This is a genomic window from uncultured Algibacter sp., from assembly GCF_947487605.1.
In the GTDB taxonomy this organism is placed as follows: domain Bacteria; phylum Bacteroidota; class Bacteroidia; order Flavobacteriales; family Flavobacteriaceae; genus Algibacter_D.
Genome location: NZ_CANKXK010000005.1, coordinates 182,737 through 194,926, shown reverse-complemented (window position 1 = coordinate 194,926; position 12,190 = coordinate 182,737). Strand labels below are relative to the sequence as shown.

Annotated in this window: 11 protein-coding genes; 1 reads left to right on the top strand and 10 read right to left on the bottom strand. The window is 34.0% G+C overall.

Features of this window, described 5'->3' with window-relative positions; genetic code table 11:
• Positions 1–18: 18 nt before the first annotated feature.
• The 10 genes from Q0739_RS07665 to glp form a co-directional block, all read right to left on the bottom strand.
• Positions 19–3,156: a glycosyl hydrolase gene (locus Q0739_RS07665; RefSeq protein ID WP_298238128.1), complete on the bottom strand. Its 3,138-nt coding sequence runs from the start codon at positions 3,154–3,156 to the stop codon at positions 19–21.
• 136 nt (positions 3,157–3,292) lie between these two features.
• Positions 3,293–4,300 carry a GTP 3',8-cyclase MoaA gene (gene moaA / locus Q0739_RS07660; protein WP_298238127.1) on the bottom strand — a complete coding sequence of 336 codons (1,008 nt, stop codon included), beginning with the start codon at positions 4,298–4,300 and terminating at the stop codon, positions 3,293–3,295.
• A gap of 58 nt (positions 4,301–4,358) precedes the next feature.
• Positions 4,359–5,270 (bottom strand): bifunctional molybdenum cofactor biosynthesis protein MoaC/MoaB, encoded by a 912-nt coding sequence (gene moaCB / locus Q0739_RS07655; RefSeq protein WP_298238126.1) that lies wholly within the window; start codon positions 5,268–5,270, stop codon positions 4,359–4,361.
• 66 nt (positions 5,271–5,336) lie between these two features.
• A complete protein-coding gene (locus Q0739_RS07650; RefSeq protein ID WP_298238125.1) occupies positions 5,337–5,780 on the bottom strand; it encodes a molybdenum cofactor biosynthesis protein MoaE in 444 nt (147 codons plus the stop codon).
• A 56-nt stretch (positions 5,781–5,836) separates the two neighbouring features.
• Positions 5,837–6,934, bottom strand: coding sequence for a HesA/MoeB/ThiF family protein (locus Q0739_RS07645; protein ID WP_298238124.1), 1,098 nt, complete (start codon positions 6,932–6,934; stop codon positions 5,837–5,839).
• A 116-nt stretch (positions 6,935–7,050) separates the two neighbouring features.
• Complete coding sequence (locus Q0739_RS07640; RefSeq protein WP_298238123.1) at positions 7,051–7,284, bottom strand: MoaD/ThiS family protein; 234 nt, start codon at positions 7,282–7,284, stop codon at positions 7,051–7,053.
• Positions 7,268–7,852, bottom strand: coding sequence for a molybdenum cofactor guanylyltransferase (locus Q0739_RS07635; protein ID WP_298238122.1), 585 nt, complete (start codon positions 7,850–7,852; stop codon positions 7,268–7,270). The genes Q0739_RS07640 and Q0739_RS07635 overlap by 17 nt, the downstream gene beginning before the upstream one ends.
• Positions 7,853–8,593 carry a sulfite exporter TauE/SafE family protein gene (locus Q0739_RS07630; RefSeq protein ID WP_298238121.1) on the bottom strand — a complete coding sequence of 247 codons (741 nt, stop codon included), beginning with the start codon at positions 8,591–8,593 and terminating at the stop codon, positions 7,853–7,855.
• A 130-nt stretch (positions 8,594–8,723) separates the two neighbouring features.
• Positions 8,724–9,062, bottom strand: a complete 339-nt coding sequence (locus tag Q0739_RS07625; protein ID WP_298238120.1) for a LysR family transcriptional regulator — start codon at positions 9,060–9,062, stop codon at positions 8,724–8,726.
• 9 nt (positions 9,063–9,071) lie between these two features.
• A complete protein-coding gene (gene glp, locus Q0739_RS07620; RefSeq protein ID WP_298238119.1) occupies positions 9,072–10,250 on the bottom strand; it encodes a gephyrin-like molybdotransferase Glp in 1,179 nt (392 codons plus the stop codon).
• 354 nt (positions 10,251–10,604) lie between these two features.
• Here glp and Q0739_RS07615 point away from each other — a divergent pair, with 354 nt between their 5' ends.
• Positions 10,605–12,140, top strand: a complete 1,536-nt coding sequence (locus Q0739_RS07615) for a YifB family Mg chelatase-like AAA ATPase (protein WP_298238118.1) — start codon at positions 10,605–10,607, stop codon at positions 12,138–12,140.
• Positions 12,141–12,190: the final 50 nt, after the last annotated feature.

Below are 12,190 nucleotides of genomic sequence, written 5' to 3'. Positions count from 1 at the left end.
TTCTTATATGAATAAAAGCTAATTCATTTTTATTGCACCAATACCTTTATCCCATAGTTTTTTATTAAAATCAGGTATAGCTGAATTTGTAAAAGTTTCAGCTTGTTTTTTTAACTGCACCCATTTTGTATCAAGCTCTTTTTTTCTGTCTTTTGATGATTGATTAATTATAGGTAATATATTATGTGATTGATTAATTAAAAATAGGTAGTTCGCCGTAAATTTATTTTGAAAATTTTCAACGTCATCGTATGCTTTTGATTTTCTCTGAACCATTTCGTCATCCCATGCCTTTAGAGTTTTTAGTAAATTTTCTCCTTCTGTAACTAAAGATTTGCTTTCAGGATGCTTCTTTAAAAACACAATCATTTCTCTTAATTGTTTTTGTATTTCGAATAATGAATTAACAACATTGTGCATTTCGGTTACATTTTGCTCCATTTCTCTCATGAAAGTGTTGTAAGCCAAATAATCTTTCGCATTAGTATGATATAAAGGAACTTCAACAATTTTAGCTTCCGTTGTTACAACTTCGTTATTAAATTTTAAACTTAAACTATAAGTGCCAGGTGTAGCTAAATGCCCTCTATAATCTGCTTCTATATAAACATTTTTAACTCCAGGTATGGTGGCATGTCGCATATTCCATACAAACCTATTTAAGCCTTCTTTTTTATCTAGAACAGGCTCGCTTGAAGGTCCACCATCGTACTTTATAAATGTGCTGTCCTTTTCTGAAGTAAAAGACCTTACCAAGTTACCGTTACTATCTTTAATTTCTAGTTTTATTTTTGTAGAGTCATTTACCTTTGGAAGCTCGTAGTACATAACCATACCATTCGCAGGGTTAACGCCTTCAAAAGTATTTGAACCTTTAAATTTTTTATTATTACTATTTAATTGACTTCCCCAATGACCTCGGTATGTGTCTGCTGGAGAATACAATTTTAAATGGGTTTTATCATTTTTATATTCTGATAAAACTGACAGATCATCAAGAATCCAAAACCCTCTTCCTGAAGTAGCAACCACTAAATTACCTTGATGTACTTTTAAATCTGTGATAGGGGTAATTGGTAAGTTTAACTGAAATGCTTCCCAAGTATTACCACCATCTAAAGAAATGTAAACTCCTTTCTCTGTGCCAGCATACAATAAATCTTTTCGATTTGAATCTTCTCTTACAACTCTTGTAAAAGAACCATTAGGAATACCCGAGCTAATGTTTTTCCATGTTTTTCCGTAGTTAGTCGATTTATAAATCGCAGGGGTATGATCATTGAATTTAAATCGTGTAGTAGCAATATACACGGTTCCTAGATTATGAGGCGACACTTCTATAGCGTTAACTAAACATTCTTTCAAATCTTTGGGCGTTATGTTAGTCCAATTCTCTCCATCATCTTTGGTTATATATACTAAACCGTCGTCACTTCCTGTATAAAAAACACCCTTTTCATGAGGTGATTCTATCATATAACTTATGGTTCCATAATTTTCACCACCAACCGCTTCATTAGTATATGGTCCACCACCTTTGCCTTGTCTTTCATCTAAATTACGAGTTAAATCTGGAGATATTTCTTTCCATGTGCGTCCCATATCATTTGTTTTCAACACCATTTGGGCGCAATGATAATATGTGTTTGGAGTGTGTTGAGACTTTATTATTGGAGCATTCCAATTATAAAGATATTTCATGTCTCTGGCATCTTCTCCTAGATATTCAATAGGAGCAGCCATTATTTTTGTTTTGGTATTAGAATCTGTATCTAAAACGTTTATTGTCCCTAAGTAACTTCCACCCATTACGTATCTTGGATTGTCTGGATCGAAAGCTAAAAAAGCACTCTCACTACCTGCAGAATATGACCAATCTTTACTTGAAATAGATGAATTTCCATACGATAAACTTGCAATTTTTAGTGATGGAAAATCTTGCTGGCCACCATAAACATTATATGGAAAGAGATTATCTGTATTGATTCGATAAAATTGAGCAAGTGGCATATTTGATTGTGTAGACCATGTATTACCTGAATTAAATGAAATACCTGAGCCACCATCGTTTGCTATAACCATGTTATTCGAGTTTTTTGGGTTAATCCAAAGATCATGGAAATCGCCATGAGTACCTCTTAATACGCTCCATGTTTTTCCACCGTCTATAGATCTTAAAGCTGGAGCACTTAATACATAGACAATATTTTCGTTATTTGGGTCGGTAAAAACCTCTGTATAATACCAAGCTCGCTGCGTTAAACGATTATCATCACTAACACGAGACCAATTTTCTCCCGCATTTAATGAAACAAATAATCCACCTAAATCTTTGTTGCTATCGCTTTCAATTAAGGCATATACTTTATTGGAGTTAGAGCGACAAACCGAAATCGCCATTTTACCTTTTTCTTTAGGTAAGCCTTCGTGAATTGGGCTCCAAGTTTCACCACCATCAGTCGATTTATACAAACCACTTCCAGAACCTCCACTAATTATTTTCCATGGTTTTCTTTGATGATGCCACATTGCTGCGTACATTATCTCTGGATAATTCATATCCATAGATAGTTCGACTCCACCAGTTAAATCATTTATAAATAAAACATTTTTCCATGTTTTACCGCCATCAACAGATTTGTAAATACCGCGTTCTTTCGATGGACCATATAAAGCTCCTTGGGCAGCAATAAATACAATATCTGGATTTGTTGGGTGGATAACAATCCTTGAAATATGCTGCGTTTTATCTAGTCCTATTTTCTTCCAAGTTTTACCAGCGTCTGTAGATTTGTAAACACCATCACCATACGATGTCATTACAGCTCTAACAGCATGCTCACCCATACCGCAATACACAATATTTGGATTAGACTCCGAAACAGCAACCGCTCCAACTGACCCTGTTTTAAAAAATCCATCTGATATATTTTCCCAGCGTTGTCCAGCATCTTTTGTTTTCCATAGCCCACCTCCTGTAGATCCCATGTAATAAGTTAAAGGATCTGAAATGACACCACTTACAGCAACAGATCTTCCTCCTTGAAAAGGGCCAATATGTCTGTATTTTAAGGGTTTGAAATAAATTTCTGTTTCTTGAGAAAACAAAGAAGTTAAAAGGAAAAATACTATACTGAAGGAAAATAATTTCTTCATTTTTTAATGGTTACATGGTTCTAGTCAAATATACTTAAAATTTGAACCTACTAACCTATAATTAGCATATCCAAAAGACTAATAAGCTAAACTTTTAGATTTTGTTAAATTATTATAAGAAAGAAATTAAAGCCTTTTAGCCGCCGATAGTAATCATACTCCTGTTATTAGTGTGTAATTTAGGTTCTTGAAGTTTCTTTAAAGTATCCATCCCACCACGAACTTTAAATTTTGCTTGAACTGCTTTTTGAATGATGGGTTCAATTGATTTGCCTGCACGAAGTGTCGTTAATAAATCAGATTCTCCAGATGAAAACAAACAATTTTTTAACTGGCCATTCGCTGTTAGACGCAATCTATTACAAGAATCACAAAACGGATTGGTAACTGAACTTATAACCGCAAAACTGCCTTTAAAGCCTTTTATTTTATAGTTTTTTGAAGTGTCATTAGGTGCATCTTGTAAACGCTCAATGCTACTTTCCGCGAAAGCGTTATTTACATAAGTCATCACTTCTGCATAAGACACCATTTTGCTCATATCCCATTTATTGCCATCAAAAGGCATAAATTCTATAAACCGAACAGAAATGGGTAGATCTTTAGTGAAATTGATAAAATCAATAATTTCATTATCATTAAAGCCTTTCATTAAAACAGCATTCACTTTGACTGTAAAGCCTTCTTGTACTAAAAGAAGAATATTATCATAAACCTTTTTGAATTCATGACGTCTAGTAATGTGTTTAAATTTTGTTGCATCTAAAGAATCTAGACTTACGTTTATTTTGTTAACACCATTAGCCTTTAAGACATCAATAAATTTATCAATAATTACAGCGTTTGAAGTGATAGAAAGCTCGACAGGAAGTGTAGAGAGCTTTTCTAAAATTACAGGGATATCTTTTCTTATTAAAGGTTCGCCACCAGTTAGTCTAATTTTTGTAACGCCATGACTTACAAAGGTTTTTGCTATATCATAAATTTCTTCATAAGTCATTAAATGACTCTTTGGAGATAATTTAACACCTTCTTCAGGCATGCAATAGGTACAACGTAAATTGCAACGCTCTATTAACGAAATACGAAGGTAGGCATGGTCTCTACCATGCGAATCTTGTAATATGTTTTTATTATTTGTCATTTATTTTTTCGATTCAGACCTGTCAGGTTTTTAAAACTTGACTGGTCTGTGATTCGTTTTAATCGTGTCTAGCGCCTTTTAATATTCTAAAAATATGTAGTACAGAAGGGAATATGGCATCCATGGATTCTTTTGCACCATTGGTTGACCCAGGAAGTGCTAAAACTAAAGTATCACCAAGTGTTCCAGCAACAGACCTTGATAACATAGCAAAAGGCATACGCTCTTGTCCATAGTTTCTAATCGCTTCCTCTATTCCAGGAATTCGTCTATCTAAAATTGGAAGTAAGGCTTCTGGGGTAACATCACGCCCTGAAAGCCCAGTTCCGCCAGTATAAATAACCATATCTATACCTTGCTCTTGATAGGATTTTGCTTTTTGTTGAATGCTACCTTTTTCATCTGGGATGATTATATATTCTGATATTTTTACATCACAACTTTCAAGCTTACTAATTATGGCTTTTCCTGCTCTGTCTTCTTTATGACCAGCGGAAATACTATCGCTACAAACCACAACTGCTGCCGTTAAATCTTTTCTGAATGTGTCTTTGAAATCTGATTTTCCTCCTTTTTTATTCAGAAGCTTAATGGTGTGTATTTCAATACCTTTATCAATAGGTTTGAGCATATCGTACATGTTTAACGCCACTACGCTAGCGCCATGCATAGCTTCAACTTCAACCCCTGTTTTGTAAATGGTTTTTACTGTAAATAAAACCGTAATTTCTAAACCATCAACTTTATATTCAATACCTGTAAATTCAATAGGTAAGGGGTGGCAATCAGGCAAAATATCTGGTGTACGTTTTACGCCTAATAAACCAGCAGCTTTACTCATGGCGAATACGTTGCCTTTTGGAACGGTGTCATTTTTTATGGCTTGTATAGTTTCTGGTTTGCTAACCTTAACAATGGCTTGAGCTACAGCGGTTCGTAGTGTTGTGTTTTTATGAGTTATATCTACCATTCTTTAATGTTTGTTATTGATTTCAGACCTGTCAGGTTTTTGAAACCTGACAGGTCTATTTTTAGTTTAAGAATTAACCTTCCACTGATGACTTTCATCTTCAAAAATTTCTTTTCCAAAAACTGGAACATCTGCTTTTATAGCTTCAACAATATATTCTAAAGCCTCAAAAACCACTTTTCGCCTTGGAGATGATACAAATACGAATAAGCATATTTCACCTACTTTTACTTTGCCTAAACTGTGGTAAATGTGCATGCAGGTTAAATCGAATTTTTCAAAAGCAGATTCTCTTATCTCGTGAAACTTTTGATTCGCCATATCTTCATAGGCTGTATATTCTATAGCAGAAACGGTCTTGCCATCAATGTTATCAGCACGAACTTGTCCTAAGAAAATATTATGAGCGCCAATACTGGTTTTGGTTTGATGTTTATAAATGGAGTTGCCTATAAATTCTGAAGTTATGGCACCTTCTTGGAACACGTTTTTTGGTTTTTTATCTTTCATGTTTTGTTTCGTTTTAGACCTACAAGGTTAGTAAAACATTGCAGGTTGATTATGCTTTATAGTTTTAAATCCTGCGAGGTTTTAAAAACCTTGTAGGTTTGAATTATTTCTGTAGCGCCTTCAATACTACTAAAGCAGTTTTGTATATCTAGCTCTTGTAATAGCTCTACAGCTTGTTTACTTCGTATTCCTGATTGACAAAAAAGGACTTTTCTCTTCGTTGTATCAATTTTGTCTAGACTCATTTCTAATTCACTCAAAGGGATGTAAGTAACTTGTAAATCTTCAATTTTGGGAGCTTCATTTGCTTCTCTAACATCAATAAACTGAACGTTATCTTTCTGCAAAACATCTTTTATTGAAATGGTATCTATTTTATTTGAGCAATTGATACTAATCTGTTTGTTTTTAAAATTATCTTTTTCTTTTAAAACGGATTGAATAATTGCTTCATTTCGTTTAATCTTCAAAATTGAGATGTCACTTTTAAGTGCATTATAGCATAGTAATTTTCCTGATAAAATATCACCTAATCCCAAAATTAATTTTAAAACTTCATTGGCTTGCATGCTTCCAATAATACCTGGAAGTACACCAATAACACCAATTTCAGAGCAATTAGGAACAGAATCTTTTTGCGGAGGGTTGGGGAAGAGGCAACGGTAACTTGGACCCTGGTTATAATTAAATACAGCTACTTGACCTTCAAACTTGTAAATAGCACCAAAAACTAATGGTTTATTCGTGATAAGGCAGGCATCATTTACTAAATATCGTGTTTCAAAATTATCAGAACCATCCACAATAATATCATATTCCTGAAATAGTACAAGTGCGTTTTGGTAATTGAGTAACTCAGGATATGCAACAACCATAATATCGTTATTCAAATCTTGTAAGCGCTCTTTAGCTGCTAAAGACTTATTTTTTCCAAGTGATGAAGTTCCAAACAACACTTGACGTTGTAGGTTGGACAAATCAACCATATCAAAATCTATGATGCCGATGGTTCCAACACCAGCTGCGGTAAGGTATTGCAAAACTGGACACCCTAAACCACCAGCTCCAATAACCAACACTTTAGCATTAGAGATTTTTTCTTGACCTGCTTGTCCGATTTCTGATAAAATGATATGTCTGTTGTATCTACTCATTGTTTTGTTAATCCTACAAGGGTTCAAAAACCTTGTAGGTTTCCTTAATAATAGCTAATCTTTTTAGTTTTCGTTTATACCTACAAGGTTAAAAAAAGACCTTGCGGGAAGACTAATTACCCTCCCGCAAAAGGAGGCAATAAAGCAATTTCTGCTCCTGTTAGTTCTGTTTCTAAATCTACTAATTCTTGATTCTGTGCTATTTGAAAATCTTTGTTTTTTAAATCTGAATATTTAGTATTCAAAGTATTTATAACTCCAGAAATTAAGTATTCAGAAACTTCTAATTGCTCTTCTTCTTTTTGAGTGACTTCTGCTATTTGTCCGAAATATTTAATCGTTATAAGCATCTTTAATTTGTTTTAATTCTTCTTTTGTGTTCACATTTACCGTTGTGTTTTGATAAACTTCATCTAAAACAACATTTTTATAGTTGCAAGCTTTTATAGCTACTCTTAACCGACGTTCATCTTGTTCTAAAAAACTTTTGAACTTGTCTTTTATGGGGCGTTTGTATAACGCGATTAAAGGCATTGTTTTACTATTACTTTCAACTTGAATAATTTCTGAGTTCTCATCTACAGCATTAATTAATTGTTTTAATACTTCCGAAGTTATCAACGGAATATCACAACTCAAAATCAAGTTTAGTTCAGTTTTTGATGCCTCTAAGCCTGAATAAATTCCAGAAACAGGACCTGCGTTTTTGGTAATATCTATAATGCGTTTTAACCCGAAAACATCGTAATCAGAATTATCAGAAACAATAATAACTTCATCTACTAAAGGTTTTAAAGCATCAATACTGTATTGCACGAAGGGTTTGTTATTCAATATTAAGAACCCTTTGTCTGTTCCCATTCTTGAGCTTTTTCCTCCTGCTAAAATAATACCTGTTATGTGCTTTTTGTATTTCATTTATGTGAATATGAGTTTAGCACAAGCTATAATTAGGACAAAAGCTAAAATGTACCGTAAACGTTGATTATTTATTTTTTTACTGCCATAATAGCCACCTAGAATACCACCAATAAGTGCAATAGCTACTAATATGAAAGTGCCTTTTTCAATTGAAACGTCGCTACTTATTTGACCAACCAAAGCAGCTACAGAATTCACCCAGATAAACAATGCCGAAACTGCTGCGGCTTCTTTCATTTTCCCCCAATGCAACAGGAGAATTATAGGTGTTAAAATGATACCGCCACCAATACCTATGAGTCCTGAAAAGAAACCAATAAAGCCTCCAAAAATGAGTCCTTGCCAAAGTTTTATTGGTTTAATGTTGTTACTTTCTTTCCCAAAAACATTAAGCATTTTTAGAATGGCGAAGATTAATAAAATAGCTAAAATCTTTTTATAAAGTGACGCATCAACTTCTAAAGTACCGCCTAAGTATGCCATTGGAATAGAAGCTAAGGCAAATGAGATAAATAATTTCTTGTTGAAATGCCCCGCTTTAAAATAGTAGTAGAATGAAATTCCAGCAACGAAAATATTGAGCAATAATGCCGTAGGTTTCATGCTTTCTGGAGCAAATGAAAATAAAGCCATAAGTGCTAAATAGCCGCTTGCACCGCCATGACCAACGCTAGAGTATAAAAAGGATACTACAGGTAGAATGATTAAAAAAAGATATATGTTTTCGGTTTGAAGCATAAAAGTTAAAAGTACTTAGAGTGCCTAGAGTATTTAAAGTTATAAGTTGTATTGTTTGGTCGAGCGCAGTCGAGACCTATTTTATTTTTACTAACTAAGCCTCTCGACTGCGCTCGAGGGACAATAGTTTTTATAATCGTTCAATTTTCGCCAATTCTTTATCCAAAAACGCCCAACAATTCCTATTAATCTCATCAAAGGCTTGTACTAAAGATTTACCATAATCAGTAAGTTCTGCACCGCCACCACCTTTGCCACCAATACTATTTATGGTTACTGGTTTTTTAGCTGATTTGTTAACGGAGTCTAATAGTTGCCACGCTTTTTTATAAGATATATTTAAAGATTTCGCCGCTTTTGAAAGCGAGCCAGTTTTATTAATAGCCTTGAGTAAATGTACACGTCCTTCACCAAGAAGGACATTATCTTCAGACTCTATCCAAATACGACTTTTAATTTTATAGCTCATAATTTCTATCTAAACAGGTAATAAAATAACTTCAACAATATCTCCTGAATTCACTTTTAATATTTCAGCAGGTATAAAAATCAAAGCATTTGATAAGGCGAAGGTTTGTAGCATCGAGGAGTTTTGTCCATCTAAAATTTCAACTTCACCATTGTTATAAATACCTTTTAAAAATTGAGGTCTGTCTCCTTTCTTTTCAAAAGTATTAATGGTTTTTGCTTCAACTTTTGGTAATTCTACATCTTCACGATTCATCAATTGTTGCAACGTGATGTATGCATAAACGTAAAAGCAAGACAAGGCAGCAGCTGGATTTCCGGGAAGCGCAAAAACTTGAGTATTGTCTTCTTTTCCATAGAATAAAGGCTTCCCTGGTTTTTGCTTTACTTTATAAAATAGTTCTTCAACATGTAGTTGTTTCAGAGCCTTTCCAACAAAATCGTAGTCGCCAACAGAAATGCCACCTGTTATTAAAACTAAATCATTATTTTCCAAAGTATCTTTAAGCGTATCAACTGTTTTTTTGTAATCATCTTCAACTTTATAAAGCCTTACATCATAAAACTTTAAATTGTAAAGTGCACTCAATAACATTTTCGAGTTGCTTTCGTATATTTTTCCGTGTGGTAAATCTTGTCCCGCTTCAATCAATTCGTTTCCTGTCGTCACAATAGCAATATTTGGCTTTTTGTACACTGAAACAGTCGTAATCCCTAAAGAAATTAAATACCCTATGGCAGCAGGTGTCAATTTTGTGTCTTTTTTTAAGGCAATATCCCCAGCTTTTACCTGCTCACCCAATGGGCGAATATTATGTTCCAAAGGAATGTGTTCAGAAATTGTTATGGTTTCACCGTTAACTACCACTTTTTCCTGCATCATAATGGCATTAGCCGAATCTGGTACTGGAGCTCCAGTAAATATTCTTATGGCTTCCCCTTTTTTTAATTGTAACTCATGGCCATCACCTGCTTTTACTTCTCCAATTAGTTTATATGATAAATCATCATGAAGGTTTAAAGCATAACCATCCATAGCAGATTGTCTGAATGGCGGCATATAAATAGGTGAGTGGATATCTTCAAACAATATATAGCCACCAGCTTTTTCAATGGTTTTTATGGTTGATTTAAGTAATGGCTTTCCGTTGTGTTTTACAATTGAAATAGCTTCGGAGATTGAAATCATGAATTGTTATCGTTATGTCTAAGCAAATATAACGATTACGCTTTTATTTTCTATAATTGACAACATTAATTTACTTACCTGATTGAATTGCGGTTATTTCATAAAAAAACTCCACATAATTTAATTATGCAGAGTTTTGGATGTTTAAATCCCCAGAAGGAATTAATTAATAGCATTACAAATTTATGCTTTTTTATAATTTTTAAAAACTGCACGATTAACTTGTTTATATTCTAAATTAACATTAAAATATAATGTTTTGATGCATAAAGTGAAAATACTATATAATTTATAGGTTATTCTTAAAGTTACTTTCAAAATACTTTTCTTACATTTAAGCAGTAAATTAAAAGTATGCTTAAAAAAGTTTTTGGAAGTGCTGTTTTTGGTGTGGAAGCCACCACAATTGTAGTTGAAGTAAATGTTGATAATGGTATTGGTTATCATTTGGTAGGATTGCCAGATAATGCCATAAAGGAAAGTAACTACAGGATTGCAGCAGCATTACAAAATAATGGTTATAAAATTCCTGGTAAAAAAATAACAATAAATATGGCACCTGCCGATTTACGCAAGGAGGGAAGTGCTTACGACCTGACTTTAGCAATTGGAATTCTTGCCGCATCAAAACAGATTATAGCAGATGATTTGGATAAGTATTTAATTATGGGCGAATTGTCTCTTGATGGGAGTTTACAACCCCTAAAAGGTGCCTTACCAATTGCAGTTAAAGCTAGAGAAGAAGGTTTTAAAGGCTTTATACTTCCGAAAGCGAATGCCAAAGAAGCTGCCATAGTAGATAGTTTAGAAGTTTTTGGTGTCGATAACATTAAAGAAGTTATTAATTACTTTGACAAAGGAGAAGCCTTAGAGCAAACCATTATAGATACCCGAAAAGAGTTTCAAAAGAGCTTAGATTTTCCTGAATTCGATTTTTCCGATGTTAAAGGGCAAGAAGGTATTAAGCGTTGCATGGAAATTGCTGCAGCTGGAGGGCATAATATTATTTTAATAGGCCCACCAGGAGCAGGTAAAACTATGTTGGCAAAACGCTTGCCAAGTATTTTACCACCAATGACGCTGCATGAAGCATTGGAGACTACAAAAATCCATTCGGTAGTGGGTAGAGTTAAAGATACGGGTTTGATGGCGCAACGCCCGTTTAGAAGTCCGCACCACACAATTAGCAATGTTGCTTTAGTTGGAGGTGGTAGTTATCCACAACCTGGTGAAATTTCTTTATCTCACAATGGTGTGCTATTTTTAGATGAATTACCCGAATTTAAGCGCGAAGTTTTAGAGGTAATGCGTCAACCTTTAGAAGATAGAGAAGTTACTATCTCCAGAGCTAAGTTTACCGTTACTTATCCATCTTCATTTATGTTGGTAGCAAGTATGAATCCGAGTCCAGGAGGTTATTTTAACGATCCCGACGCTCCTGTAACGTCTAGTCCTGCTGAAATGCAACGTTATTTGAGTAAGATTTCGGGGCCATTATTAGATAGAATTGACATTCATATTGAAGTGACCCCTGTTCCATTTGATAAACTTTCAGATGATAGAAAAGGTGAAAGTTCTGTAGATATAAGAAAGCGAGTTACTAAAGCTAGAGAAATTCAAACACAACGTTTTAGCGATTCAGAGGTTGTTCATTATAATGCACAAATGAATACCAAGCAAATTCGAAAATATTGCTTGTTAGACGAAAACTCAAAAGAACTTTTAAAAACCGCTATGGAGCGTTTGAATTTATCTGCTAGAGCTTATGATAGAATTTTAAAAGTATCAAGAACCATTGCTGATTTGGAAGGTGTTAAAGAAGTAAATGGTTCGCATATAAGTGAAGCTATTCAATATCGTAGTTTGGATCGAGAGGGGTGGTTGGGTTAAGTCAAGTTTTGATTAATTATTTAACAATCAGTTGTCAATATTTTAAAAAA

Excerpts from the sequence above, each read along its gene's own strand:
- Q0739_RS07665 (WP_298238128.1), bottom strand. The coding sequence starts at position 3,156 with ATGAAGAAATTATTTTCCTTCAGTATAGTATTTTTCCTTTTAACTTCT.
- moaA (WP_298238127.1), bottom strand. The coding sequence starts at position 4,300 with ATGACAAATAATAAAAACATATTACAAGATTCGCATGGTAGAGACCAT.
- moaCB (WP_298238126.1), bottom strand. The coding sequence starts at position 5,270 with ATGGTAGATATAACTCATAAAAACACAACACTACGAACCGCTGTAGCT.
- Q0739_RS07650 (WP_298238125.1), bottom strand. The coding sequence starts at position 5,780 with ATGAAAGATAAAAAACCAAAAAACGTGTTCCAAGAAGGTGCCATAACT.
- Q0739_RS07645 (WP_298238124.1), bottom strand. The coding sequence starts at position 6,934 with ATGAGTAGATACAACAGACATATCATTTTATCAGAAATCGGACAAGCA.
- Q0739_RS07640 (WP_298238123.1), bottom strand. The coding sequence starts at position 7,284 with ATGCTTATAACGATTAAATATTTCGGACAAATAGCAGAAGTCACTCAA.
- Q0739_RS07635 (WP_298238122.1), bottom strand. The coding sequence starts at position 7,852 with ATGAAATACAAAAAGCACATAACAGGTATTATTTTAGCAGGAGGAAAA.
- Q0739_RS07630 (WP_298238121.1), bottom strand. The coding sequence starts at position 8,593 with ATGCTTCAAACCGAAAACATATATCTTTTTTTAATCATTCTACCTGTA.
- Q0739_RS07625 (WP_298238120.1), bottom strand. The coding sequence starts at position 9,062 with ATGAGCTATAAAATTAAAAGTCGTATTTGGATAGAGTCTGAAGATAAT.
- glp (WP_298238119.1), bottom strand. The coding sequence starts at position 10,250 with ATGATTTCAATCTCCGAAGCTATTTCAATTGTAAAACACAACGGAAAG.
- Q0739_RS07615 (WP_298238118.1), top strand. The coding sequence starts at position 10,605 with ATGCTTAAAAAAGTTTTTGGAAGTGCTGTTTTTGGTGTGGAAGCCACC.